Below are 25,159 nucleotides of genomic sequence, written 5' to 3'. Positions count from 1 at the left end.
GGTCAGCGGGTGGGGAGCAGGATGCCGGGGTTGAGGAGCCCGTCGGGGTCGAGCGCGTCCTTGACGGCGCGCAGGGCCTCGATGCCAAGCGGACCCGCTTCGCGGACGTACCAGTCGCGGTGGTCGGTGCCCACGCCGTGGTGGTGGGTGATGGTGCCGCCCGCGGCGAGGACGGCCTCGTTGGCGGCCTCCTTGGCGGGGGTCCAGTGCGCCACGGGGTCCTCGCCCTGCGCCGAGACGACGGTGAAGTAGAGCGAGGCGCCGTTCTCGTAGACGTGGGAGATGTGGCACATCACCAGCGGCGGGGTGCCGGCCGCGGCGAGCGTCGCGGTGAGCGCCTCGCGCACGGATTCGTACAGCTCGGGGATCCGGGACCAGAAGGTGGCGGTCTCCAGGGTCTCGGCGAAGGCGCCCGCGTCGAGCAGCGAGTCCCGCAGGTAGGGGGCGGAGTACCGGCCGTGGGCCCAGCGCTCGCCGGGCTCCTCGCCCAGGTACGCGCCGCCGCACTCGCGCAGTACGGCCGCGGCCTGCTCCCGGCGCAGGGCGGTGTCCTCCGCCGTGCCCTCGTAACCGGCGATCGCCGTGCAGCCCGCGGACGCGGCCCCGTCCGAGCCGATCGCGTCGGGCTGGGCGAGGCCGACCATCGTCTCGGTCTCGTCGGACAGGCGCAGCACCGTGGGGCGGGGGCCGTCCTGGGCGAGCCGGCGCAGGGCCGCGGCGCCCTCGGCGAAGGAGGCGAAGCGCCAGCCCTCGTAGACCTTGACCTGGGGAAGCGGGCGGATCCGCACCGTCACGGAGGTGATGACGCCCAGCGCGCCCTCGGAGCCGAGGATCAGCTGGCGCAGGTCGGGGCCGGCCGCGGAGCGGGGGGCCCGGCCGGCGTCGAGGGTGCCCTGCGGGGTGGCGACGGTCAGACCCAGCACCATCTCGTCGAAGCGGCCGTAGCCCGCGGAGGCCTGGCCGCTGGAGCGGGCGGCGGCGAATCCGCCGATGGTGGCCCACTCGTAGGACTGGGGGAAGTGGCCCAGGGTGAAGCCCTGTTCGGCCAGGAGCGCCTCGGCCTCGGGGGCGCGCAGCCCCGGCTGCAGGATCGCGGTCCGCGAGACGGGGTCCAGCGACAGCAGACGGTTCATGCGGCGCAGGTCCAGGGCGACGAAGGGGCGCCGCCCCTGCGGGGCGAGGCCTCCGACGACGGAGGTGCCGCCGCCGAAGGGGACGACGGCGAGGCCGTGTTCGGCGCAGACGGCGAGGACGGCCAGGACCTCGTCGTGGCCGGCGGGCAGCACGACGGCCGCCGGGGTGTCGTCGACGTCGCCGCCGCGGATGCGCAGCAGGTCGGGGGTGGACTTGCCGCGCGTGTGGCGGATCCGGGTCTCGGCGTCCGTGCGCACGTGGACCGGGTCGCCCACGCAGTCGGCGAGGTCCTGCCGGGCCTCGTCGGTGAGGGGGGACCCGGGTACGGCGATGTCCTGCAGGGCGGCGGGTTCCGCGCCGCGGGGTTTGACGCCCAGCAGATCGCGCAGCAGGCCGATCACGGTGTCGGGCAGCGGGGCCGCTTCGGCCGGGTCGCCCCAGCCGCTCCACAACATGTCCACGGGCTCGTCCTCACCGGTCGTTTCTGGGGGTGCCGTCTCCTGCGTCCCCCACAGGGCGTTACACTGTGACACATGGCGCCTATTCGTCACAACACCTCGGACAGCGATCCGGTGCTCGACGCGGTCCGCGACTGCGTCCTGGCCGTCGGCGTCCGCCGCACGACCCTGACCGACGTGGCCCGCCGGGCCGGCGTGTCCCGCATGACGCTCTACCGGCGGTGGCCCGACGTGCGCACGCTCGTCGGCGACCTGATGACCCGTGAGTGGGTCTCGGTGGCGGTGGACGCGATGCCCGAGCGGCACGAGGGCACCAGCATCCGGACGTACATGGTCGAGGGGCTGGTGGCGGGAGTGCGTGCCTTCCGCCGCCACCCGCTGTTCGTCAAGATCCTCGACGTCGACCCCGAACTGCTCCTCCCCTATGTGCTGGACCGCCGCGGCGCCAGCCAGGACGCACTGCTGGAACGGATCGCCGCCGCCCTGGAGGAGGGCCACGCCGACGGCTCGGTCCGCGCCGGCCACGTCACCCGACAGGCCCGTTCCGTGCTGCTGGTCGTCCAGTCGTTCACGCTCTCGTTGCGCACCATGACCGACGAGGACGACCCCGACCTGACCTCCGCGGCCTTCCTCGGGGAGCTGCGGGACATCCTGGAGAGGACCCTCGCCCCATGAGCCCCATGAGTCCCGTGAGCAGCCCGGCCCCCTCCCCCGCGTCCTCGCTCAGCGCCGCGCGGCGCGCCCGCGAGCTGGCGGAACTGGCCGCCGGCGAGCAGGTGGACGTCCTGGTCGTCGGCCTCGGCGCCACCGGCGCGGGCGCGGCCCTCGACGCGGCGTCCCGCGGGCTGTCGGTCGCCGCGATCGACGCCCACGACCTGGCCTTCGGCACCTCCCGGTGGAGCTCCAAGCTGATCCACGGCGGCCTGCGCTACCTGGCTTCCGGCCAGTTGGACGTCGCGTACGAGAGCGCGGTGGAGCGCGGCGTGCTGATGGAGCGCACCGCCCCCCACCTCGTCCGCGCCCAGCCCTTCGTGCTGCCGCTGACCCCGCTGGTCTCGCGCGGGCAGGCCGCACTGGCCTGGTCCGGTTTCCGGGCCGGCGACGCGCTGCGCCTGTCGGCGCGGACGGCGCGGGCCACGCTCCCGGCGCCGCGCAGGCTCTCCGCGGTGGAGACCCGGCACCTCGCCCCCGCCCTGCGCACCGCGGGGCTGCGCGGCGGCCTGCTGTCCTGGGACGGCCAACTTGCCGACGACGCCCGCCTGGTGACCGCGATCGCCCGGACCGCCGCGGCGCACGGGGCGCGGATCCTGACACGGGTGCGCGCGGTCTCGCTCAGCGGCTCGGGCGCCGTCGTACGCGACGAGCTGACCGGCGAGGAGCAGACGATCCGGGCCCGCGCGGTGGTCAACGCCTCCGGCGTGTGGGCGGGCGGCCTGGTCGACGGCGTACGGCTGCGCCCGTCCCGGGGCACGCACCTGGTCCTGCGCTCCGACGGCCTCGGCGGCCTGCCCGCGGGCCTGCACATACCGATCCCCGGGGAGTCCAACCGGTTCGTACTCGTCCTGCCGCAGGGCGACGGCCGGGTGTACGTGGGGCTCACCGACGAGCCGGTCGACGGCACCGTCCCCGACGTGCCGGAGGTGCCCGAGACGGACATCGGCTTCCTGCTCGACGTGCTCGGCACGGCGCTCGACGTCCCCGTCCACCGCGACGACGTGGTGGGGGCGTTCGCCGGGCTGCGCCCGCTGCTCGACACCTCCGCCGACGGCTCGGGCCGTACCGCCGACATCTCGCGCAAGCACGCGGTGCTCACCTCCGCCGAGGGCGTGGTGACCGTCGTCGGCGGCAAGCTCACGACCTACCGCCGGATGGCCCAGGACGCGGTCGACGCGGCCGTCACGGCCCGCGGGCTCGGCGCCGCTCCCTGCCGCACCACGTCGCTGCCGCTCGTGGGCGCCGCGGCGCCGCACGTGCTCACCGGCCTGCGGGCCCCGCGCCGCCTGGTGCAGCGCTACGGCACCGAGGCCCCCGCCGTGCACGCCCTCGGGGCCGCCGATCCCGCGCTGCGGGAGCCGGTCGCGCCCGGTCACCCGGTCACGCGCGCGGAGCTGGTGTGGGCCGTACGCCACGAGGGGGCGCTCGACACCGGCGACCTCCTCGACCGGCGCACCCGCGTGGGCCTCGTCCCGGCCGACCGTGAGACGGCGCTGAAGGCGGCGGAGGAGGTACTGGCCGGGGCGTGACCCCGGCCCGGCCCGGGGTCACGGGACGACGGCGGCCCCCGGGGCACGGTCAGGGGTACGCCAACCGGCTTCGAGGCGGTCGAGGAGCGTGCGGAACGTGGGGTCCACACGCTCCTCCTCACCGTCCGCGAGGAATGCGAGCAGGAGCCCGAAGACGGCGTCCACCAGGAGGGATGCCTCGATGCGCGCACGCTCCCCTGCCATGCCCAGGCCCTCGAAGACAGGGGCGATGAGCTCGGTCCACTCGGTGACCAGTCCGTACATGTGGGGGCCATGGCGCTCGGGTCTCAGCATGGCGGCGGCCATCATCTCGAAGTACAGGGGCAACAGCGCAAGGCGCTCGGGGCTGCGGACCTCCCGCCACAGCGCCTCCGCCAGGCGTCGCATCCCCTCCGCGTCCCGGGGCGTGCCGGCCACCGCGAGGACCTCGCGGAAGCGCAGGATCGGCCGGCTCGCGTCCAGGGCGAGTGCCTCGGCGACCAGGCGTTCCTTGCTGCCGAAGTAGTAGAGGAGCATCCGGTCGCTGGTGCCCAGCGCCTTGGCCATCGGCCGCAGGGACAGATCCGCCAGGCCGTGCGCGACCACGTACTCCCGCACACGGTCGAGGAGTTCCCGCCGCTTGTCGGCATCGGCCCGTCGCGGCATGGCACTCTCCCGAAGTCCGTATTGATCGCTTTTGCCAGCCTATTTACCGTAGCACCCGCTACATGTATATTTGATAGATGTAGCGGGTGCTACAGGAAAAACTCTCGCGCCTCACTCCCGACAGCGGAAGGGAATGATCACCATGGCCGCCGCCCAGGCCATCGGCACAGACGGGACCCGCACCTCCGCGTCCTGGCTCGCCCGGCAGCTCAGGCTGTGGTCACGCACCCTGGAGCCCGTGCGCCCCCTGCACGCTCCGGCCGGACGCGCCTCCGCCCGGGACGCCTCCTGGCCGCTGGACCACGAGCTGGCCTCGGTGGGCCGCGCCCGCAGGCTGGCCACGGCGCAGGTGCATACATGGGGCCTTGGCAACCTCGCGGATACGGCGGAACTCCTGGTCAGCGAACTGGTCACCAACGCCCTGCGGCACGCACGCGGTCCGGTGCGGATGAACCTGCGCGTCACGGAGGGGTACCTGCGGTGCGAGGTCGAGGACATCAGCTCCCGGGCCGCGGTCCGGCGCGTCACCGACACCGACGCGGAGGGCGGGCGCGGCATGGAGATCCTGGACCTGCTCAGCGACGCCTGGGGCACCGACCGGACGGCAACCGGCAAGACGACGTGGTTCGAACTGTCGCCGGCCGCCGCCTGAAGGCACGCCCGCGAAGCCTCCCCTCCCACCCGTGCCGTGACACCGGACTTACCCACCAGTAGCCTCTATTCCGTCGTCAGCGGGCGGGAGAGCAGCGGTGAGCATGCCGGACCACAGTGATGTCGAGGCCTTCTTCGAGCGGGTGGCGGACGAGCGCTTCGTCCCGACCGGGTACACACGCGGCCCCTGGGACGCCGCGAGCCAGCATGCCGGACCGCCTGCGGCCCTGCTCGGCCGCGCGGTGCAGACGCGCCCGGGCGCCCGCGAGGACATGCGCCTGGTCCGGATCACCTTCGAGATCCACAGCCCGGTGCCGCTCGCCCCGCTCACCGTGACCACCCGCGTGCTGCGCGAGGGGCGCAGTGTGGAACTGGTCGAGGCCTCCCTGTCGCCCGACGGGGGCTCTCAGATCATGCGGGCGCGGGCCCTGCGCATCCGCACCGCGCCCGGCACCGTCCCCGCCGCGGGCCCCGCCACGGATCCCCGCGCCGCCGCCCCGGAACCCGCCGTTCCCGGACCGGCGCAGGCCCGCCCCGAGCCGTTCTTCCCCGTGCCCTGGGACACCGGCTACCACACGGCCATGGAGACCCGCTTCGCCGCGGGTTCCTTCCTCGACCGCGGCCCCGCCACCTGCTGGCTGCGGATGCGCGTCCCGCTCGTCGCGGGCGAGAAGACCGCTCCCCTGGACCGTGTCCTGGTCGCGGCGGACTCCGGCAACGGCGTGAGCAATGTGCTGGACTTCTCCGAGCACCTCTTCGTCAACCCCGACCTCACCGTCCACCTCCACCGCCACCCCGCCGGCGAGTGGGTCTGCCTCGATGCCCGCACCACCGTCGACCCGTACGGCGTCGGCATGGCCGAGGCCGCCCTCCACGACGAACAGGGCCCCATCGGCCGCAGCGTGCAGAGCCTGTTCGTCGCCCCGCGTCGCGGCGCCTCGGCCTGACCCCCCGCCCCGCGGAAGCGGTCGCCCGACAGGACGTCAGCCGAGGAGTTCCCGGACCACCGCCGCGGCGACGGCGGCGTCGAGGGCCCCGACGCCCGTGAGGTCGGCGATCGTCACGGTGGCGTCCGTGCGGTCCCCGCGGCCTTGAGGGGTGCGGAGCAGGGCCCCGAGGGGGACGTCGGCGTCGTGCGGGACCGCGCCCGCGCGGACGGCGTGCGCGAGGTCGCCGTGGTGGAGGCACTGCTCGTGGTCGTCCGTGGCGATGACGCCGGCACGGGCGAAGAGCGCGGGCGGCAGCTCGTTCTTGTGCGGCATGTCCGCGCCGACGGCCGTGACGTGCGCGCCGGGGCGGACCGCGTCGGCGTCCAGCACCGGGGAGGTGGCGGGCGTGGCGGTGACGACGATGTCGGCGCCCGCGGCCTCCGCGGCGGAGGCGGGGCCGGCGCTCAGCCCGTGGGCGGCCAGGTGCTCGCAGAGGGCGGCCGCCCGGCGCGCGTCGCGGCCGTGGACGAGGACCCGGCCGACGGGGCGCAGCATCGCCAGCCACCGTACCTGCAGCCGGGCCTGCTCGCCGGTGCCGAACACCCCCACGCTGCGGGCTTCGGGGCGGGCCAGGGCGTGGCCGGCGAGGGCTCCGGCGGCTGCCGTGCGCCAGGCCGTGAGGCGTCCGCCGTCGTCGAGGACGGCGCGGACCCGGCCGGTGTGGGCGCTGATGACGCAGACCAGGCCGTGGTTGACGGGTTCGCCGCGCTCCGGGTTGCGGTAGAAGCCGGAGGCGATCTTCACGGTGAAGTCGTCGGACCCGTCGATCCAGCCCGTCTTCACGTGGCAGTCGCCGTCCGCGGCGGGGAACGTCAGATGGGTGGGCGGCGGCACGGTGGTGCGGCCGGCCGCGTGGGCGATCAGCGCGGCACGGACCGCGTCCAGCACCAGCGCGGGCCGCGCGGCGGCCTCGATCTCCTCGGGGCCCAGGACGGGGACGGTCATCGGCGTGCTCGCAGCCAGCCGGCGAGGGCGTCGAGTCCGGGGGCCGGGTCGCGGCGCCCGACGCCGACGCGGAAGCGGTCGGCGGGCGTCTCGGTGAGCTCGGAGCGGTAGATGCTCGCGGGCAGCAGCAGGACCCCCGCCTGCTCGACGAGATCGGTGCAGAAGCGTTCCACGCCGTCGGCGCCGAGGTAGCGGGGGTAGGCTACGCAACCGCCGTCCGGGGCTCGCCAGCTGAACAGGTCGTCGAACTCGGCGAAGAAGGCGTCGAAGAGCGGGAGGTTGGCGGCGATCAGCGCGCGGTTGCGGTCCAGGATCCGGTCGCGGGCCTTGAGGGCGATCCGGGCGAGCACCTCGCTGGGCGCCGCGTTGCAGATCGTGGTGTAGTGCTTGGCCCGCTCCAGGCGCGAGCGCAACTCCCGGTCCCGGCAGGCGATCCAGCCGATCCGGAGCCCGGGCAGGCCGAGCGACTTGGACGTGACGTTCAGCGACAGCGCCCGTTCCGACAGGTCTGCGGCCTGGGGCAGGGTGCGGGCCGGGTCGCGTTCGAGGCCGCGGTAGACCTCGTCGCTGAACAGGTGGATGCCGCGTTCGTCGCAGAGTTCGGCCAGGCGCGTGAAGTCGGCGGTGTCGATGACCTTGCCGGTCGGGTTGTTGGGGAAGTTCACGGACACGACGCGGGTGGTGGGGCGGAGCGCCGCGGCCACCCGGTCCACGTCCAGGGCCCAGTCCCGCCCGGGGTCGAGCGGCACGCCCGTCACCTCGCACAGGGAGAGCGGCACGGTCTCCGCGGCCTGGTAGTTGGGGGTGACGACGACGGCGTGGTCGCCGGGGCCGAGGAGCACCTCCATCGCGAGGTAGAGCGCCTCCTCCGCGCCTGCGAAGCAGATCACGTCGTCGGCGCCCGCCCGTTCGTACGTTCCGGCGATCGCCTCGCGCAGCCCGGGGTCGCCGAAGGTCCGGGTGTAGCCGAGGGAGAGCGTCTCCCAGGCGTGCCGGTCCTCGGCTTCGGCGAGTTCCAGCAGTTCGGGGAGGGTCATGGTCTGCGCGTCCGAGGCGGTCAGATGATGACGGACCGTGAACTCCCAGCGGGAGAAGTACGTTTCCAGCCGGAAGTCGGGAAGTCGGCTCACGGGTGCTTCCTCTGTGCTTTGAGGTCGGCGAGCAGGGCGTAGACGGTGGAGCGGGACGCCTGCAGGGCGCCGGCCACGACGGGCACGGCGCGGCGCATCGTGAACACCCCGGCCCGGTCGAGCTCCTCGAGGATCGCGAGGCGGTCCTCGCGGCCGAGGCGGTCCACCGGGCAGCCCCGGTCCCGGGTGTAGGTGCCGACGGTCCGCTGCACGTGCTCGGTCCAGTCCTGCTCGAAGAGCGGCTCGGGGTGCGGCACGGTGGGCGCGGCGAAGGCGGAGAGCACCGAGGCCGCCTGCTCCAGCGGGGTCCGGTCGAGGTTGACGCACAGGACCGCGGAGGGCCGGCCGTCGCCGTCCCGCAGGACCGCGCTGACGGACGAGAGCCGGCGCCCGTCGGCGAGCAGCTTCTCGTACGGGCCGTACACGTCGTGCGCCGACGGGTCCAGCCGCTCCAGCTCGCCCAGCAGCGAGGGGTCGCCGGGGGTACGCCGCGACATGGGGTTCCAGATGCCCAGCACGCGGTCGTCGGCCACGTCGTGCAGGACCACCTCGGCGTACGGGCTCAGCAGCAGGGCCACGGCCTGGGAGACCGGGGCCCACTGCCGCACCCGGGGGTCGTTCTCGTCGAGTCGCGCCTTCTCCATGGCTGGACTGTACGTCCAGACTGGACAATCAGTCCAGCGCCTCCGTGGAGGGGGGCACGCGGCGGGTCAATACACCTAGGTGTATTGACCACGAGCGTTGTTGACACCTGCTGGGTCTTGATCACGGCGAAGACCTCCGGTGTGGTGGAGCTGTCTAGGACTGCACCGCACCGGAGGTCTTCGTGTCCCACCGTAATGCCCGCCTGACCGTGCACGGCAGGCGGCTACTGGTCGAGCGTGTCTGCGCGGGTCGCCCGGTCGCTCATGTCGCGGCGGAGATGGGCATCTCGCGCGCCACGGCGCACAAGTGGGTCCGCCGCTGGCGGGCCGAGGGCGACGCCGGCCTGCACGACCGTACGAGCAGGCCACACACCGTCCCTCACCGCACACCGGCCGCCATGGAGGCCCGGGTCTGTCACCTGCGGACCACTCGTAAGCTCGGCCCGGCACGGATCGGGCCGATCCTCGGGATGCCGGCCTCGACAGTTCACCGGATCCTGACCCGGCACGGCCTGCACCGGCTGGCCTGGATCGACCGACCCACCGGCGAGCCGATCCGCCGCTATGAACGGGCACAGCCGGGCGAGCTGGTCCATGTCGACATCAAGAAACTGGGCAACATCCCAGACGGAGGCGGCTGGCGCACCGTGGGCAGGGCCGCGGGAGACCGAAACCGGCAAGCCACCACCACCCAGCGGCAGAACTGCACGCCGGTGATCGGCTACAGCTACATCCATTCCGCCATCGACGACCACTCCCGCCTGGCCTACAGCGATGTCCTGCCCGACGAGCGCAAGGACACCGCCATCGCCTTCTGGCGCCGGGCGCAAGTCTTCTTCACCGCCCACGGGATCACCGTCGAGCGTGTCCTCACCGACAACGGCTCCTGCTACAAATCCAAGGCCTGGCGAGACACCCTCGTCGCGGCCGGAATCACCCACAAACACACCCGGCCCTACCGGCCACAGACGAACGGCAAGGTCGAACGCTTCAATCGCACCCTGCTCGAAGAATGGGCCTACCTACGGCCCTACACCTCAAACGCAGAGCGCACCAAAGCCCTGGCAGACTTCCTCCACACCTACAACCACCATCGCTGCCACACCGCACTCGGAGGCAAGCCCCCAATCAGCCGCGTCAACAACGCTGCGGGTCAATACACCTAGGCCGCGTCGAGGTCCTGGTGGATCGCGCGGGAGACGCCCTCGACGGTGGCGATGCCGGAGGCCATCGTCGCGTCGTCGTCGGTGAGGACGGTGATGCTGTAGTCGTGCCCGCCGCCGGTGAAGGCGCCCAGGCTGTGCACCCGCCAACCGTGGGTGGCACGGGAGAGCCAGCCGTTCTTGACGTGGACGACCGCGGAGTCCGGGGCGCCCGCGGGGGCGCCCCAGCGCTGGGAGGGGACGACCTCGTTCATCAGCTTGAGGGCGTAGGCGCGCGCGTTGTCGCCTAGCACGGCGTTCGGCGCCGTGAGCAGGTCCATCAGCTTCTGCTCGTCCCCGGCGGTGATCTGGGTGAGACCCCAGGCCCCGGCGCCGTCCGGCACGGTGTGGGTCATCCCGGCGGCGGACAGGAAGTCGCTGACCTTGGCGACGCCGAGCTGCTTCCACAGCGCGGTCGTGGCGTCGTTGTCCGACTTCGTGATCATGGCGGTGGCGAGCCCGGCCTCACGGGAGGTGAGGTGGCGGTGGTGCTGCCGCACGTCCCGCAGCAGGGTCGCCAGGACGGTGACCTTGACCGTGCTGGCGGAGTCGAAGTGCTGGTCCGCGCGGAGCGTGCACGACGTGCCGGTCGTGCGGTCGTGCACGGACACGGCCGTGCGGGCGGTGCCGCCCTCCAGCGCCGACGTGATGTCCCGCTGCAGTTTCGCGGCCAGTCCGGGCGCCGCCGAGCTGCAGCTCACCTGGGGCGTCGCTGCGGCGGCCTCCGCCGTCGCGGCTCCTGCCGCCACGGGGACCGCCACGCCTGCGAGGACCGCGGCGGCCATGGCGCGCCGGGATATTCGGGTATGACCCATGTCACTCCGTCCATCGGGTTGCTGCCGGCCGGGCTGACTGCCCAGTGTGGGCGGACGGTTGGGCAGGACGGGATGTGACGTCGGCTACGTCCGGCCGGGGCGACGAGGGCCGCGGCGGGCCCTTCGCGGCCACGTCCCCGGGTGGCCGGACGGTTCACGGGGAAGCCCCCGGGGGCTGTCGCGCGGCCGTGGCGTGACGCCGTTCCGCGCCACCGTCTTGGCGTGCCCGATGCCCCAACTCTCGTGGCGTGACGCGTCGTTGTCAGCCGGTCGGCCAGGCGGAGGCGACCGCTGCAAGGCGTTGCCGCCACCCGGGGGGGCCGACCGCCACTCCGGTCGCGGACAGCCTCCTGGGGGCGTTCCTGCATCGGACTTCGCAGCCGCGCCCGAACCGTGCCTATATGACCCGAATGTAATGAAGCTCGCACGCCCCTCATTACCTCCGGCGTCATCGACCGGCCCGCACGGGCCCGGCAGGATCAAGGACGTCCGGCAGGACGGACACCGGACACCACGCGCCACGACCCAAGGGAGCAGCCATGACCGCCTACGCCGTCGGCCACCTTCGTCCCGGGCAGCCCCACGAGGAGGTCTTCACCTACATGGAGCGCATCCAGGACACCCTGGACCCCTTCGGCGGCCGCTTCATCGTCCACGGCGCGACCGTGGAGGTCGTCGAGGGGCGGTGGCCCGGGACGATCGTCCTGATCGAGTTCCCGGACATGGACCGGGCGCGGGCCTGGTACGGGTCGAAGGCCTACCAGGAGATCCTTCCGCTCCGCACCCGCCATCTCGACGGCGAGGTCATCCTCGTCGACGGCGTCGGACCCGGCTACGACGTCACCCGGACCGCCGCGCGGCTCAGGGAGGAAGCCACCCGGACGGGCGCGTTGCCGGCCTGACGGGCCGCAGACCCGGCGGGCTCAGCCGCCGAACCGGCAGCCCGAGGTGTGGGAGGCGGCCTCACCGGCCGCCGCGGCCGCGTCGCCGGCGCGGACGGCGTCCAGCAGACGCGCGTGGTCCATGTAGTCCTCCGGGTGCAGCGCGGGGGCGCCGAAGTGCTCCTTCAGCGAGTCCCTGACGACCTGGCCCAGGTCCGCGTAGAGCTCGGCCAGCACCTCGTTGTGCGAGGCGGCCACCACCGCGAGATGGAAGGCGCTGTCCGCGTCCACGAAGGCGTCCCGGTCACCCGAGGCCCAGGCGCGTTCCCGCCGGTCCAGCAGCGTGCCGAGGCGGGCGAGGTCGTCCTCCGTGCGGCGCGTCGCGGCCAGGCCGGCCGCGGCCGACTCCAAGGCGCCGCGTACCTCGGTCACGTCCCGCTGCCCGGCGTCCTCGAAGCGGCGCTGCATCACCCCGGCGAGCTCACTGGTCGCCGCGACGTACGTGCCCGAGCCGTGGCGTATGTCCAGCAGCCCGTTGTGGGCGAGCGCACGGACGGCCTCGCGGACGGTGTTGCGGGCCACACCCAGTTGCCGGACGAGTTCCGGCTCGGTCGGGATGCGCGAGCCCACCGGCCAGGCCCCGGAGGTGATCTGGCGGCGCAGTCCGGACACGACCTGCTCGAAGAGCCCGGAAGGGCGCGGCACGGGACGTAGACTCATCCCATGATTATACGCCGGAGGGTCCCGAGCCGGTCCGCGGAACGGCGGAACCCGGCACGGCCCGGTGCCCGCACCGGCGGCCTGGCGGTGGTGGCGCTGCTGCTGGTGGCGTTCAACCTCCGCCCCGCCGTCACGAGCCTCGGGCCCGTCCTGGCCGAAGCGCGCGCCGCCCTCGGGATGAGCGGTGCCGTCGCGGGGCTGCTCACCTCCGTGCCGGCGCTCTGCTTCGCCCTGGTCGGCTTCGCCGCTCCCGGGCTCGCCCGCCGGTACGGGCCCTCGGCGGTCGTCGCGGCGGGCACGGCCGTGGTCGCCGTGGGGCTGGTGCTGCGGCCCCTCGCCGGGGGCACCGTGCTGTTCCTGGCGCTCAGCGCCTTCGCGCTCGCCGGGATCGCCGTGGCCAACGTGCTGCTGCCGGTGGTGGTCAAGCAGCGCTTCCCCGACCAGGTCGGCCGTATGACCGGCCTGTACTCCATGGCCCTCAACCTGGGTGCCTCGGTCGCGGCGGCCGCCACGGTGCCGCTGTCCGGGGCTTTCGGCGGTGACTGGCGGTGGGGGCTGGGCGCCTGGGGCGTGGTCGCCGCCGTCGCCGTGCCCCCGTGGCTCGTGCTGGCGCGCGTTCGTACCGCGGACCGGGCGCCGCAGCCCGCACCCGGGCCACCCGGCGCCGGGTCCGGACCCGGGGTGCGGATGACCCGCTCCCCCACGGCATGGGCGCTGGCCGCGTACTTCGGCCTGCAGGCGGGTGCCGCCTACGTCGTCATCGGCTGGCTGCCCCAGGTGTTCCGGGACGCGGGGCTGTCGGCCGGGACCGCGGGCCTGCTGTTCGCCGTCACTTCACTGCTGGGCGTGCCGCTGTCCTTCGCGCTCTCGGCCCTCGCGGGGCGGCTGCGGCGGCAGAGCGGCATCGCGGTCGTGCTCGGGGTGTTCGGGCTGGCCGGGTACGCGGGGCTGTGGGCGGCACCGGCTGCCGCGCCGTGGGTGTGGGCCGTGCTGCTGGGCGTCGCCAACTGCTCGTTCCCGCTGGCCCTGACGATGATCGGGTTGCGCGGCCGGAACAGCGCCACGGTGGTACGGCTCTCCGCCTTCGCGCAGAGCGCCGGATACCTGCTGTCGATCCCCGTCCCGTTCCTGGTCGGCGCGCTCTACGAGCACACCGGCGGCTGGCGGGTCCCGCTGGTCCTCATGGCCGTCCTGATGGTGGCCCAGCTGGTCGCGGGCCTGCTCGCGGGGCGGGACCGGAACGTGGGCTGACCGGCGGCGCCGAGCGCGGGGATCACCAAGGCAGGGCGCCGTCCGGGCCGGAGAAGGTGCCGGTGGGACCGTCCGGGCCGAGGGTCGCCAGCCGGACGATCGCCTCGGCGCCCTCCCCCACCGTCCCGCTGCCCGTTCCGAACGGGTCCGCCCGGGTCAGCCCGGGCTCGGCGGCGTTGACACGCAGGCCGGGCAGGGCCTTGGCGTACTGCACCGTGAGCATGTTCAGCGCCGCCTTCGACGACGCGAACACCGGCAGGAGGATGCGGGCCTCAGGGCGGCCCGGGTCGGTGACCAGGCCGAACGAGCCGAACGCCGAGCTCACGTTGACGATGACGGGTGCCTCGGATACCGCCAGCAGGGGCAGGAAGGCGTGTGTCATCCGCACCGCGCCGAAGACGTTGGTCTCGAAGACGTGGCGCATGACGGCCGCGGTGACCTCCTCGGCCCCGCGCATGCCCTCGAACGCCCCGGCGCCGTTGACCAGGACGTCGAGCCGGCCCTCCCGGCGGGTGAGGTCGGCCGCGGCCGCCGTGACGGAGGCGTCGTCGGTCACGTCGAGGGGGACGAAGTGGGCGCCGAGGTCGTCGGCGGCCGCACGCCCGTGGCGCGCGTCGCGGCCGCCGACGTGCACGGTGTGCCCCAGCTCGATCAGCCGGCGGGCGGTCTCCCGGCCGAGGCCCCTGGTGCCTCCGGTGATCAGTGAGACGGTCATGGGTCTCCCCTGCGCTGTGCGGATCTTCTGTCGCCGCAGGGATCCGTACCGCGTACGGGTCCCGTCAACGCCGCTTCCCGGGGGATCCGCCCTGTGGCTGGCGTTGACGACGCCCGGCGGGGTGGCGCCGGCCCCGCGGTTCCTCCGCGCCGCGGGGCCCACGCCCGCCGTCACAGCTCCTGCCGCGCGCTCCGGGGTACGAAGGGGAGCAGCAGGTAGGAGGGGTGGGCGGGGCCCGAGACGAGGGTGGTCGTGCCGGTGAAGACCTCGTCCGGGCGGTCGTCGGGGTCGTTGTGCAGGAAGATGCCGTGTCCCTTCATCGGTACGCCGTAGGTGCTGGGCCAGGGGCCGTCACCGGGCAGTTCGAAGTCGCGTCCCGTGACGGTGAGGGCGAAGCGATAGCCGGCGGGCACCACGACGGAGGTGGGCCAGATCTCGACGTCCACTGCGACGACCTCGCCCGGCGTGAGCGGCTGGGGACGGTCGTGGGTGTGCCAGGGCCGGTACGGCAGGCTGCGCCCAGGGTCGGTGGCACGGTGGGAGGCCCTCAGCCAGCCCGCTCCGATCACGCCCGCGGGGTCGAGTCCGCTGACGAAGGTGACGTCCTTGCCGTCCGGGTCGAGCACCCGCAGGGTGAGGAACAGGTCCGCGTCGGCGGTCGTGGAGGCGATGTGGAGGCGGGCGGCCGCGGGCCCGGTGATCTCGGCGTCCTCGGGGAACGGCTCGGTGGTGAAGGTCAGTCCGTCCCCGGCCGCGTCGAAGTCGGCGCTCCGCTCCTGCAGGGCCGCCTCCGCGCTCAACGCCATCGTGCCCGGTTGCAGGTGGAGTTCGGTCCACCGGGTCCGCGCCAGGGGCCATTCCTGCTCCTGACGCCGCTCGAACGTCCCGTCCACGTGACGGACGTTCAGCTGGACGGGCGGCTGCCGGTCCCAGCCGGTGTCCTCGTCCTTCAGGAAGTGGCCGAAGAAGCGCTTCTGCAGGGCCACGCCGTAGTCGGTGTAGAACTCGGCGAAGTGCTCCAGGCCGTGCACCTCCAGCCACTTCTGCGCCGAACCCGCGCGGGCGAACCCCTCGAAGCCACCCCGGGTGTGCAGGTGGTGCGCCCAGTTGGTGGCGGAGAGCACGGGCACGGTGATCTTCCCGAGTTCCGGTGAGCGCTCCCGGTAGTAGGCGTCGTCCAGGGGGCGGGAGAGCAGTTCGGCGGGGGCGTCGGTGCGGAGCCCGGCCAGCTCCGGCGCCGGGCGCGTGCCCGGGCCCGCCACGAACTCGCCGGTGTGGGGGTTGCGTGCGCCGCGCTCGCCGACGCCGTGCTGCACCGAGGCGACCTGGACGGGGTACCACACGGAGGTGAAGGTGTTGAGGATCCCGCCGTGGCGGGCGAACTCCCGGTAGAGGTCGCTGGCCCCCTCCCAGGGGCAGATCGCCGCCAGGTGCGGTGGCCGGAGCGCCGCCACCTGCCACTGGTTCACCGCGTAGTAGGAGATGCCGAGCAGGCCCACCTTGCCGTTGCTCCACGGCCGGGTGCCCGCCCACTCGATGCAGGCGCGGTAGTCCTCGGTCTCCCGCGGGGAGAAGATGTCGAGGACGCCCGGGGAACGCCCGGCGCCGCGCGAGTCCACGCGGACGCACACGTACCCGTCCGGCACCCACTTCTCGGGGTCGACAGTCTCCCAGTTCTGGTACCGGTTGGACGAACCGGCGGTCACGTCCGGGTACTTGGCGGACAGCGGCCCCCACATGCCCGGGTAGCCCTCCTGGAAGGCCAGTCCCTTGGCGTAGGGCCCATGGGTCATGATCACGGGATGGCGTCCCTCCGTCACGGGACGGAAGACGTCCGCCCGCAGCACCACTCCGTCGTCCATCGGGATCGGGACGTCCCAGTCGATGCGCATGCCGTCCCGGACCTCGCTGCTGTGCCAGCTTTCCATCGTTGTCTCCGTTCGTCGACGGGCGCTGAACGCCCCCTTGCGGACGACGGGACGGCCCCGCCGCGCGACGCCGCGCGGCGGGGCTCCCGTCGGGAGTCGGTGCTGATGCCGGTCCTCAAGCCGGCACTGGTGGCCCTCAGCCCAGGATCGTGGCGGCCTGGGCCGATCCGACGGCCGCGTCCGGCCACAGCGCGCTGTCCCAGACCGACGTCATGCGGGTGATCAGGCGGTCGCGGCCCAGTTCGAGGACGGTGGCGCCCAGCGGCAGCCGGCTGCGGCTGATCCACTCGAAGGCGCCGCCGCGGGCGCTTCCCACGACATGGCGCACCGTGACGCCGCGCCCGTAGGGCAGGGTCGGCAGCGTGCGGGCGAAGAAGGCCGCCGCCCGCTCCCGGCCGGTCACCAGGGTGTGCAGGGCGATGTCCGCCACGACCACGTCGGGGTCGAGGAGGCGGGCCGCCCGTGTCGCGTCGCCCGCCGCCAGCGCGGTGGTGAGGTCGCGGACGGCACTCCGGAGGGCCGGGGACGCGTTCCCCCCGGTCCTGTGCTCCCCGAAGTCCGTGGGGAACCGGTCGAGCGGGGTGCGCAGGGCGGCGACGCCGTCGACGGTGAGGGAGCGTCCGTCCCAGTGGTCCACCCAGCGGGTGACCTTGCCGTGGCGGAAGTCCACGGTGCCGACGGCCCGGATCTCGTGCCCGAAGAGCTCCGGCGAGTCGGTGAAGAACACGACGGCGCTGTCGAGGTCGCCGATGATCCGGGTGGGATAGGCGTAGGCGGACTCCGGCCAGCTGCCCAGCAGTGAGGCGAACTGGTCGTACAGGGACTGCCAGTCACGGAAGATCCATCCGACCGTGGCGTCGGCGTAGGTGACCGACTCCCGGGCGAAGTGCGCCATCAGGGCGTCGGCGTCGGTCCCCGACTTGGCCTCGAAGTAGGAGGCGAAGAAGCGGGACAGCTCGGGCGTGGCCAGGCTGACGTCCACGTCGTGGCCCATCACCCGGAGCGGGGCGTGGCCGTGCGGGCGCGGTGCGGCCACGGCCGGGGCGGCGGCGATGCCCGTGGCCGCGGCGGCCGCGACGCTTCCGGCGAGCAGCGTCCTGCGGCTGGGGCGGGCGGGGCGGGATGAGGATGAGCTCATGGGTTTCTCCAGTCGTCGTCCCGTCGGCAGACCGACCGCTCCCTGAGGCGACGGGACAGGGTGCGCCCACGGGCGGTGGGGCGCACGGCAGCGCGTGCTGCGCTGCCCCCCAGGGGAGTGAGCGCGACCGTAACATAGATTCATGCGCAAGCACATACATCCGGACATCCGTCCGTAGATCCTGGGACCTAGTGCCCGGGACGTAGGAATCGTCTTCAAGGCTGCCCGTTGGGGGCAGCAACGGATCCTCCGCAGAGGCCGCGCACGATGTATTGACAGCCCCTCACGTGTCGCTCATCGTTGCGCCCAGCGCTTCACGTGTACGGCATACGGACAAGCGTCCGGTGCTGCATACGACTCCCTGTCGTCGTCCCCCAAGGAACCCTCACGTGATCGACGGACCCCTTGCGAAGGCTGCTCCCGCCCCGACTTCCCCCAGGCCCCTCACACGCGCCGGTGTCGCCCTCGGCTTCGCGATGCTGTGCGTCTCGTACATGGTCAACGCGATGGACCGGCAGGTCTTCTATCCCCTGCTGCCCGAGATCCGCGCGGAGTTCGGGTTCTCCCTCGGCCAAGGAGGGCTGCTCGCGACCGGTTTCACCCTCGGCATGGCCCTGGTCGGGCTTCCCACGAGCTACCTGATGGACCGGCTCGGCCGCAAAAGCGTCATCGTGATGAGCGTCGTCGTCTACTCGCTGGGCACCCTGGCGATCCCGCTCGCCGCCGGTTTCGCCGACATGGGCGCCTACCGGCTGGTCTCCGGCGTGGGCGAGGGCATGCAGGCCACCGCCCTGTACGCCGTCATCGGTGCCTACTTCTTCCACCGCCGGGCGGTCGCCGCCGGCGTCGTCGGCGTCGCCTTCGGCGCGGGCGTCTTCCTCGGCCCCCTCATCGGCAACGGCCTCGCCGGTGCCTGGGGCGGCTGGCGCGGCCCGTTCCACCTGTTCGGGGCCGTCGGCCTCGGGATCGCCGTGCTCATCGTCGCCACCGTGAGCCGCACCATGACCGAGGCGGTCACCGGCACCGGGACCGGTACGTCGGCCGGCGGCTTCGACCACGTGCCGGCCACTCCGTACAACCGCAACACGCTCGGCATGGGTGTCGCCTGCGCCGTGACCGGACTGGTGAACTACGGCTTCCTCGGGCTCTACCCGACGTTCCTGCGCGAGCACCTCGGTCTCGACGCCGGGCAGGCGGCGCTGGCCGTCTCCTTCTTCGGCTTCGGCGCCATGATGGCACTGCCGGCCGGCTGGCTCGGCGACCGCGTCAACCAGCGTCTCCTGCTGGCCGTCGGCTTCGTGACCACCTCCGGCACCGCGGCGCTGGCCTACCAGTACGCCACGTCAGCCCCGGCCCAGTACGTCCTCGCCTTCCTCATGGGCACCTTCGCCAGCGGCATCCTCTTCACCAACTGCACGACCGCCATGCAGCGCGCGGTGCGCCCCGAACTCGTCGGCCGGGGCTCGGGACTGTTCATGCTGACCTACTACGTGCCGGCGGCCTTCTCCGGGCTGCTCTTCGCCCGGCTCGTCGACGCGCTCGGCTGGGGCGGCGCCGGACTGTGGCAACTCACCGTCCTGCCCCTGCTGGGACTTGCCGGGCTCGCCCTGGTCGACACCTCCAGGATGGTCGTACCGAGCCGGGCGGCCGTCCGGGGCCGGTAGGACCGGACCGGTAGTCCCGGACCAAAAGGACGGCGGCCACCGCGTGATCACCCGCGGGTACGCGGACTCCCGCAGACCGCGCGGTGGCCCCGGGCCGGGGAGGAAGGGCTCAGGCCCCCGTCACTGGCCCACCCTGCCGTCGACGCACTCGCGCAACAGGTCGGCGTGCCCGCAGTGCCGGGCGTACTCCTCGATCCGGTGCACCAGCAGCCCCCTGATGGCGATCCCGTCCTTCCCCACGCGCTCGCCCAGGTCCGGATGCGCCGCGAGCGCCGCGTCGGTCGCGGCCTGCTCGCGTTCCAGATCGCGGTACGCGGCATCGACCACGGCCTGGTCCGCGACGGCGTCGTCGAAGTCCGCGTCCCGCCTGCCGTACAGCTTCGGCAGCGGTTCGCCGTCGCTGATCCAGTTGCGCCAGTCCCGTTCCACCTCGGCGAGGTGCCGGACGAGGCCGAGCAGCGACATCGTCGACGGCGGGACCGAACGACGGGCCAGTTGCTCCGCGTCCAGGTCCTGGCACTTCATCCGCAAGGTCATCCGGTAGCTCGTCAGGTAGTCCTGAAGGGTGGCGAGCTCACCCTCCGGACCGGGGCCTTCGCTGTCGCGGGGGTCGTCGTCCGGGTCGACCCACATGTCGGGGTAGACGGTTGCCCGGGTCCATCGTGGCGCTTGGTCGCTCATGCCCCGCATGGTGGTCCGTGACGGCCCGGTTCCGCCACCGGGTTTGTGCCGCCGGACGCCGGACGCCAACCGTCAGCCGAGGTGCTCGGCGACGCTTTCGAACTGGACGGCCATGCCCGAGAGGTCGGCGGAGTCGACGTGGTCCATGACGCGCCTGCGCGCACTGGCCAGGAGCGACGGATAGGCGGCTTCCAGCCGTTCCAGCCCGCCGGCCGTCAAGGTCGCCACGCTCCCCCGCGCGTCCACCTCGTGCCGTCGCTTGGCCACCCAGCCGCGGGCCTTGAGGGAGTCGACCACCCGTGAGATACGGCTGGCCGACAGGCGGGTGAGCTCGGCCAGGTCGATCATCCGCAGTTCGCGGTCCTTGGCCTCGGACAGGAACATCAGCACCGAGTACTCGGACAGCGTCAGCCCGGTCGACTTCAGAAGGTCGTCATCCAGAGCCTTCGGCAACGCGGTCATCACGCGCTGCAGGGCACGCCAGAAGCGCTCTTCTTCTGCGTCCAGGGGAGCATCCGCCGTCATGGCGCCAGCTTAACCCGCCGGTATACCGCCTACAGCCTCCCGTCACCAGGGCAGCGCGCCGCTGCGGTCGAAGTAGCCGCCGGTCGGGCCGTCGGAGCCGACGAGCGCCATGCGGACGATGACCTCGGCGCCCTCCTCGACCGTCTGGAACCCGGTGTTGCCGTTGAGGTCGGTCTTGGTGAACCCCGGCTCCACCGAGTTGATCCGGAAGTCCGGCAGCGCCTTCGCGTACTGGACGGTGATCATGTTCACGGCCAGCTTCGACGCCGGGTAGTCCAGGCCCGGGAACATGTGGGCGGGCTGGTCGGGGTCCGTGACGTGGTGCAGCGAGGCCAGGCCGCTGCTGACGTTGACCACGACCGGGGCTGCGGACTTCCGGAGCAGCGGCACGAACGCGTGGAGGACCCGCACGACGCCGAAGACGTTGGTGTCGAAGGTCGTCCTCATCGCGTCCGCGGTGGTCTCCACGGTGGGCACGACGCTGTTGTCCGGCCGGCGCACCTCGATGCCGGCGTTGTTGATCAGCACGTCCAGGCCGCCGCCGGCCTCGATCGTCCGCGCGGCGGCGGCGACCGACCCGTCGTCCGTCACGTCGAGCCGGACGAAGGACGCCCCCAGCCGCTCGGCGGCCAGTCGGCCCCGCTCGGCGTCGCGGGCGCCGATCCACACGGTGTGGCCCTCCGCGATCAGGCGCCGCGCCGTCTCGTACCCCAGCCCCTTGTTGGCTCCGGTGATCAGTGTCGTCGTCATGGTGTCGCTCCCGTCTCGGTGTTCGTTCTCCGACGCCTCCAGATTGCGGCGGGGCGGGGCGGGCAGGGAGTCGTCCCGTTTTCCTGGGACTCGCGGTACCAGCGTGCTCGCCGCTTGCGCCGCGATCCGCGGGCTGTGACGAGGTCCACAGGCCACCGGACGTCGTACCGGACCCTGGAGTCCGGTACGGTTCGATGCATCCGGACCCAAGGGTCCACATAACCCCTCCCCCGAAGGAGCACCTGGGATGACATGCGCCCGCATCAGCGAAGCCCTCCGGGCACTGGTCTTCGAGCCCGAGCCCGGCGTCGCACTGGACGAGGTCCTCGACCGGTACTACGCCCCCGACTACACCCACCGCAGCGACGGCGACGTCCTGACCCGCGAGGAGTTCGCGGCCATGGTCGCGGGCATCCGCCCCCGGATCACCGGCGGCACGGTGACCGTCATCGACGAGGTCGGCGACGGCACGACGTACGCCGAACGGCACGTCTTCCACCTCACCCTGGCCGACGGCTCCACCCAGCACCGCGAGATCGCGATCTTCGGCGCCCACGCCGAGGACGGCCGCTTCTCGCACCTGAGCGAGACCGGCTTCGACCTCCCCGCCGAAGCCCGCTGACGCCCCCGACCACCCACCCAGGAGCACACCATGCCCCGCCTGACCGACCCGGACCCGGCGTCCTTCCCCGACGAGGTCCGTCAGTACCTGACGGCGCTGCCGCCGGACCCCATGGTCAAGATGATGTCCCACTCGGCCGGCACCGTGAAACCGTTCGTGGAGCTCGCCCGGGCCCAGTTCACCTCCCTGCGCCTCCCGGCCCGCTCACGCGAACTCGTGATCCTCACGGTCGCCGAGTACACCGGCTGCGCCTTCGTCGCGGCCCAGCACGAACCCATGGCGCAGGCCGCAGGTGTCGACGAGCCGACCCGCCGGCTCATCCGGGCCCGGGACCTGGACAACCCCGCCATCCCCCTCCCCGACCGCGCCCTGCTCCGCCTCACCGCCGAAGTGGTGCGGCAGCCCCGCGTCAGCGACGAGGTGTTCGACCTGGCGCGGTCATTCCTCAGTGAGCGCGAGTTCGTCGAGGTCCTTCAAGTGGCGGGCTACTACTGGTCGTTCGGCCGGATAGCCACCGTTCTGGACGTCGAGGTGACCAAGGTCTACGGCGACGAGGTCCTGGACGCCCCGACGGACGCCGACCGCGCCTGAGACGTCGATTCCCCGAGCACGCCCGGGGATACTGACGGCGTGCTGCTGACATCGATCGCCGGGTCGTGTAGGTCCCGGTCGGTGGCGGGCCGATCCGGCGGTGGGCGGCGTGCGGAGGCCGGTGCGGCCCACCGCCGGGACACGCCCAAGCCGACCTTGGAAAAGGCCGGGTGCGGTACGATCACGCATGGCGTCATGGAAGTCAGCGCCTGTGCAACACCGTGCGGATTCCGGTCTGTCGTGCCTTCGCTGTCAATTCGGCCGCGCGTGTGTGCACCGACCCGCCGGGTGTGCCCGCTCCCAGGATCTCCAGAGCGCATTCTTCCGACCGTGCGCTACCGGCCGGCGTCGATCCGCACTGCCGGCGCGAGCCTCGCCCATCGGTCGTCGACCGGTGCGCAGGCCCTTTTTGGAGACGACGTGAAAATCCTCCCCGAGATTTCCCGCACGCTGAGTGAGTACCTCCTCATTCCGGGCCTGACCACGGAAGACTGCACGCCGGACAACGTGGACCTCGGAGCGCCCCTGGTGCGTCACCGGGTCGGCGAGGAGCCGGGGATCCGGGTCGCCACCCCCATGGTGAGCGCCATCATGCAGGCGGTGTCGTCACCGACGCTGGCGGTGGCGCTGGCGCAGGTCGGCGGGTTGTCGTTCATCCACCAGAACCAGCAGGTCGAGGACCAGGCCGCGGACGTGCGGACGGTGAAGCGGCACAAGGCCGGCTTCCGGACCAGCGACGTCACCGTGGCGTCGCAGACGCCTCTCGGCGAGGTGGCACGGCAGTTGGCCGACACCGAGCAGGGCGTGGCCGTGGTGACGGAGAACGGGGAACCGGACGGCGAGTTCCTGGGGATCATCAGCCTCGACGACTTCCATCTGGAACGTCACGGAACCTCCGAGGCCGCCGGCAACCGGATGCGGGGCCGTGACGACCTGGTCACCGCGCCGGCCTCGGTTTCGCTGTCCGAGGCGAACGAGCTGATCTGGCATCACCACCTGGACGTTCTGCCGCTGCTCGAGGACGGCCGGGTCGTCTCCTTGGTGCTCAAGAGGGACTACCAGGCCCACAAGACGTACCACCGCGCGAGCGTGGACGGCGAGAAGCGTCTGCGGGTGGGCGCCGGCATCAATTCCCGTGACTTCAAGGACCGTATTCCCGCTCTGCTGGAAGCCGGCGCGGATGTGCTGTGCCTGGACTCCTCCGACGGCTATTCCGTGTACCAGGCGAGGACCCTCGAATTCGCACGGGAGACGTACGGTGACGACGTTTTCGTCGGCGCGGGGAACGTCGTCGACGGCCGGGCCTTCCGTTACCTGGCCGATGCGGGCGCGGCATTCGTGAAGGTCGGGATCGGCGGCGGGGCCATCTGCACCACCCGCGCGCAGAAGGGCATCGGCCGCGGGCAGGCCTCCGCACTGCTCGACGTGGTCGAGGCGCGCGACGCCTACGCCCAGGAGACCGGGGTGTACGTGCCGCTGTGCTGCGACGGGGGCCTGCTCAACGACTCGCACATGGCGATGGCGCTGGCGATGGGGGCGGACTTCATCATGCTCGGCCGCTACTTCGCCCGGCTCGACGAGAGCCCGTCGCCGAAGCTGCAGATCGGCGGCCAGTGGTACAAGGAGTACTGGGGTGAGGGCTCGCGGCGCGCGCAGAACGCGGCCCGCTACGGCCAGCGCGGCCAGATGGTCTTCGAAGAGGGCGTCGACGGCTACGTGCCCTACGCCGGCAGCCTGTACGACAACGTGGAACGGACCCGGGCCAAGCTCACCTCGACGATGATCAGCTGCGGGTCGACGAACCTGCGGGACTTCCACCGCGACGCGGTGCTCGTCCCGGTGTCCGCGGAGTCCTTCAAGCAGACCGGCGCCGAGGTGCAGTTGCGCCGGCCCGCCGTCCACTCCGGGGAGTGATCCGACCGGCCCGTGCCCCGGCCCTCACCAGGGCCGGGGCACGGGCCGTCCTCACGCGGGCAGGGTGAAGAGCCGGTACGCGGACACCGTCGTGAAGCCGAGGCGCCGGTAGAGAGGCTCGCCGGCCGGGCTGGCCATGAGGGCGGCGGAATGCATCCCGCGGTCGCGGCCCACGCGGAGGGCCGCGGCCGTGAGGGTGCCGCCGATTCCACGACGGCGGTGGGTCCCGGCGACGTGGACGAGGAAGATCCCCGCGTGGCCGTGGGCCGTGATCACCACGGTCGTGCCGACGACACGACCGTCGAGCACCGCGGCGAGCCGTACGACGTCCGCGTTGTCGGGACGCTGCGCCTCGATGCGCACCATGTCGGCCTCGAGGCCCGGCGGGACGCCCATGGATGCGCTGTAGGTGCGGACGAACTCCGCGAGGCGGGTGGGCTCCTCGACCGTCTCGACCCGCAGGCCGTCCGGTCGTTCCCCGGCCTCGACGAGCCGGTCGAGCGACCGGACCATCACCGGGACGGAGCCGATTTCGACGAGTCCGTGACGGGCGAGCTCGGCCGCCGTTCCCTCGGGGTCGGGGCTGTCGGGGCCCACCCACCACCACCAGGGGACGTCGGCGAGCCGGGTCCGGACCGTGGCGGCCGCCCGCCCGGCCTCGTCCGGGGAAAGGCTCCGGACCACGCCGTTGAACTGGGGGGTCGCGAGTCCGCTGCGGTAGTAGTCGAGGTCCCCCTCGCCGCGCTCCGCCTCGCCCCATCCGAGCAGGTACTGGCGGAAGTTGGCGGTCACCCGGGTGAGGTCCACACCGTCCCCGGGCACGGGCGTCTCCGCCGGAATTCGTCTGTCCGTCATCCTCGTTGCTTTCACCGTCAGGGTGCCGTGTGCCGGAGCACCCCGGTTTGCCGGGCGTCGTGGGACCG

General features: G+C 72.7%; 24 protein-coding genes and 1 pseudogene. 11 read left to right on the top strand and 14 right to left on the bottom strand.

Translation table 11 applies throughout. The annotated features are described in order from the left end of the window. Positions 1 to 2: 2 nt before the first annotated feature. Positions 3 to 1,595 (bottom strand): FAD-binding oxidoreductase, encoded by a 1,593-nt coding sequence (locus PV350_RS15485; protein WP_500334347.1) that lies wholly within the window; start codon positions 1,593 to 1,595, stop codon positions 3 to 5. A 72-nt stretch (positions 1,596 to 1,667) separates the two neighbouring features. Between PV350_RS15485 and PV350_RS15480 the strand changes: the two genes are divergently transcribed. Next, positions 1,668 to 2,267 carry a TetR/AcrR family transcriptional regulator gene (locus PV350_RS15480; RefSeq protein ID WP_499509363.1) on the top strand — a complete coding sequence of 200 codons (600 nt, stop codon included), beginning with the start codon at positions 1,668 to 1,670 and terminating at the stop codon, positions 2,265 to 2,267. A 5-nt stretch (positions 2,268 to 2,272) separates the two neighbouring features. Beyond that, positions 2,273 to 3,835, top strand: coding sequence for a glycerol-3-phosphate dehydrogenase/oxidase (locus PV350_RS15475; RefSeq protein WP_500334351.1), 1,563 nt, complete (start codon positions 2,273 to 2,275; stop codon positions 3,833 to 3,835). Positions 3,836 to 3,853: 18 nt separating this feature from the next. Here PV350_RS15475 and PV350_RS15470 read toward each other — a convergent pair whose 3' ends face one another. Then, positions 3,854 to 4,480 (bottom strand): TetR family transcriptional regulator, encoded by a 627-nt coding sequence (locus PV350_RS15470; protein ID WP_499509364.1) that lies wholly within the window; start codon positions 4,478 to 4,480, stop codon positions 3,854 to 3,856. Between the two features lie 133 nt (positions 4,481 to 4,613). On the opposite strand from PV350_RS15470, the gene PV350_RS15465 reads away from it, so the two are divergent. Continuing rightward, entirely contained in the window at positions 4,614 to 5,132 is a 519-nt protein-coding gene (locus PV350_RS15465; protein ID WP_500334344.1) for an ATP-binding protein, read from the top strand. 103 nt (positions 5,133 to 5,235) lie between these two features. Then, positions 5,236 to 6,078, top strand: a complete 843-nt coding sequence (locus tag PV350_RS15460; protein WP_500334350.1) for a thioesterase family protein — start codon at positions 5,236 to 5,238, stop codon at positions 6,076 to 6,078. Between the two features lie 36 nt (positions 6,079 to 6,114). Here the strand turns inward: PV350_RS15460 and PV350_RS15455 are convergent, their stop codons facing one another. From PV350_RS15455 to PV350_RS15445, 3 genes are read right to left on the bottom strand one after another with little or no spacing between them, the layout of a single operon-like run. Further along, a complete protein-coding gene (locus tag PV350_RS15455) occupies positions 6,115 to 7,065 on the bottom strand; it encodes an ornithine cyclodeaminase family protein (protein ID WP_499509366.1) in 951 nt (316 codons plus the stop codon). Beyond that, positions 7,062 to 8,195, bottom strand: coding sequence for an aminotransferase class I/II-fold pyridoxal phosphate-dependent enzyme (locus tag PV350_RS15450; RefSeq protein ID WP_499509367.1), 1,134 nt, complete (start codon positions 8,193 to 8,195; stop codon positions 7,062 to 7,064). Before PV350_RS15450 ends, PV350_RS15455 begins: the two co-directional genes overlap by 4 nt. Continuing rightward, positions 8,192 to 8,839 (bottom strand): helix-turn-helix transcriptional regulator, encoded by a 648-nt coding sequence (locus PV350_RS15445; protein ID WP_500334341.1) that lies wholly within the window; start codon positions 8,837 to 8,839, stop codon positions 8,192 to 8,194. Before PV350_RS15445 ends, PV350_RS15450 begins: the two co-directional genes overlap by 4 nt. Positions 8,840 to 9,021: 182 nt before the next feature. On the opposite strand from PV350_RS15445, the gene PV350_RS15440 reads away from it, so the two are divergent. Beyond that, complete coding sequence (locus tag PV350_RS15440; protein ID WP_500334339.1) at positions 9,022 to 10,005, top strand: IS481 family transposase; 984 nt, start codon at positions 9,022 to 9,024, stop codon at positions 10,003 to 10,005. On the opposite strand, the gene PV350_RS15435 is transcribed toward PV350_RS15440, so the two are convergent. Beyond that, complete coding sequence (locus PV350_RS15435) at positions 10,002 to 10,856, bottom strand: serine hydrolase (protein ID WP_500334337.1); 855 nt, start codon at positions 10,854 to 10,856, stop codon at positions 10,002 to 10,004. The genes PV350_RS15440 and PV350_RS15435 overlap by 4 nt on opposite strands. A gap of 539 nt (positions 10,857 to 11,395) precedes the next feature. On the opposite strand from PV350_RS15435, the gene PV350_RS15430 reads away from it, so the two are divergent. Next, positions 11,396 to 11,758 carry a DUF1330 domain-containing protein gene (locus tag PV350_RS15430; RefSeq protein WP_499509370.1) on the top strand — a complete coding sequence of 121 codons (363 nt, stop codon included), beginning with the start codon at positions 11,396 to 11,398 and terminating at the stop codon, positions 11,756 to 11,758. 21 nt (positions 11,759 to 11,779) lie between these two features. Here PV350_RS15430 and PV350_RS15425 read toward each other — a convergent pair whose 3' ends face one another. Then, on the bottom strand, positions 11,780 to 12,457 hold the full coding sequence (locus PV350_RS15425) for a FadR/GntR family transcriptional regulator (protein WP_500334335.1): 678 nt from the start codon (positions 12,455 to 12,457) through the stop codon (positions 11,780 to 11,782). Between the two features lie 3 nt (positions 12,458 to 12,460). Here PV350_RS15425 and PV350_RS15420 point away from each other — a divergent pair, with 3 nt between their 5' ends. After that, the gene (locus PV350_RS15420; protein ID WP_499509372.1) at positions 12,461 to 13,708 is read left to right on the top strand and encodes an MFS transporter; all 1,248 of its coding nucleotides are present in this window, start codon (positions 12,461 to 12,463) and stop codon (positions 13,706 to 13,708) included. A 22-nt stretch (positions 13,709 to 13,730) separates the two neighbouring features. Here the strand turns inward: PV350_RS15420 and PV350_RS15415 are convergent, their stop codons facing one another. The 3 genes from PV350_RS15415 to PV350_RS15405 form a co-directional block, all read right to left on the bottom strand. Continuing rightward, complete coding sequence (locus PV350_RS15415) at positions 13,731 to 14,423, bottom strand: SDR family NAD(P)-dependent oxidoreductase (protein WP_500334332.1); 693 nt, start codon at positions 14,421 to 14,423, stop codon at positions 13,731 to 13,733. Between the two features lie 170 nt (positions 14,424 to 14,593). After that, positions 14,594 to 16,351, bottom strand: a complete 1,758-nt coding sequence (locus PV350_RS15410) for a CocE/NonD family hydrolase (RefSeq protein WP_500334330.1) — start codon at positions 16,349 to 16,351, stop codon at positions 14,594 to 14,596. 136 nt (positions 16,352 to 16,487) lie between these two features. After that, positions 16,488 to 17,489, bottom strand: a complete 1,002-nt coding sequence (locus tag PV350_RS15405; protein WP_500334328.1) for a nuclear transport factor 2 family protein — start codon at positions 17,487 to 17,489, stop codon at positions 16,488 to 16,490. Between the two features lie 389 nt (positions 17,490 to 17,878). On the opposite strand from PV350_RS15405, the gene PV350_RS15400 reads away from it, so the two are divergent. Next, complete coding sequence (locus tag PV350_RS15400; RefSeq protein WP_500334326.1) at positions 17,879 to 19,153, top strand: MFS transporter; 1,275 nt, start codon at positions 17,879 to 17,881, stop codon at positions 19,151 to 19,153. 120 nt (positions 19,154 to 19,273) lie between these two features. Here the strand turns inward: PV350_RS15400 and PV350_RS15395 are convergent, their stop codons facing one another. The 3 genes from PV350_RS15395 to PV350_RS15385 all read right to left on the bottom strand — a co-directional run bounded on the left by PV350_RS15395 (position 19,274) and on the right by PV350_RS15385 (position 21,109). Further along, a complete protein-coding gene (locus tag PV350_RS15395; protein ID WP_500334324.1) occupies positions 19,274 to 19,834 on the bottom strand; it encodes a mycothiol transferase in 561 nt (186 codons plus the stop codon). A 72-nt stretch (positions 19,835 to 19,906) separates the two neighbouring features. Then, complete coding sequence (locus tag PV350_RS15390) at positions 19,907 to 20,359, bottom strand: MarR family winged helix-turn-helix transcriptional regulator (protein WP_499509378.1); 453 nt, start codon at positions 20,357 to 20,359, stop codon at positions 19,907 to 19,909. 42 nt (positions 20,360 to 20,401) lie between these two features. Then, on the bottom strand, positions 20,402 to 21,109 hold the full coding sequence (locus tag PV350_RS15385; RefSeq protein WP_500334322.1) for an SDR family oxidoreductase: 708 nt from the start codon (positions 21,107 to 21,109) through the stop codon (positions 20,402 to 20,404). A 247-nt stretch (positions 21,110 to 21,356) separates the two neighbouring features. Between PV350_RS15385 and PV350_RS15380 the strand changes: the two genes are divergently transcribed. The 3 genes and pseudogenes from PV350_RS15380 to PV350_RS15370 all read left to right on the top strand — a co-directional run bounded on the left by PV350_RS15380 (position 21,357) and on the right by PV350_RS15370 (position 24,236). Beyond that, positions 21,357 to 21,731, top strand: coding sequence for a nuclear transport factor 2 family protein (locus PV350_RS15380; protein WP_500334320.1), 375 nt, complete (start codon positions 21,357 to 21,359; stop codon positions 21,729 to 21,731). Between the two features lie 30 nt (positions 21,732 to 21,761). Next, positions 21,762 to 22,022: pseudogene (locus tag PV350_RS15375) on the top strand (carboxymuconolactone decarboxylase family protein); the annotation flags it as partial. A 720-nt stretch (positions 22,023 to 22,742) separates the two neighbouring features. Beyond that, complete coding sequence (locus PV350_RS15370) at positions 22,743 to 24,236, top strand: IMP dehydrogenase (RefSeq protein WP_499509382.1); 1,494 nt, start codon at positions 22,743 to 22,745, stop codon at positions 24,234 to 24,236. Positions 24,237 to 24,287: 51 nt separating this feature from the next. On the opposite strand, the gene PV350_RS15365 is transcribed toward PV350_RS15370, so the two are convergent. After that, positions 24,288 to 25,091 (bottom strand): GNAT family N-acetyltransferase, encoded by an 804-nt coding sequence (locus PV350_RS15365; protein WP_499509383.1) that lies wholly within the window; start codon positions 25,089 to 25,091, stop codon positions 24,288 to 24,290. Between the last annotated feature and the right edge of the window lie 68 nt (positions 25,092 to 25,159).

It is taken from the genome of Streptomyces sp. PA03-6a (genome assembly GCF_033792765.1).
Classification (GTDB): Bacteria; Actinomycetota; Actinomycetes; order Streptomycetales; family Streptomycetaceae; genus Actinacidiphila.
This window is presented reverse-complemented; position numbering and strand designations above follow the sequence as displayed.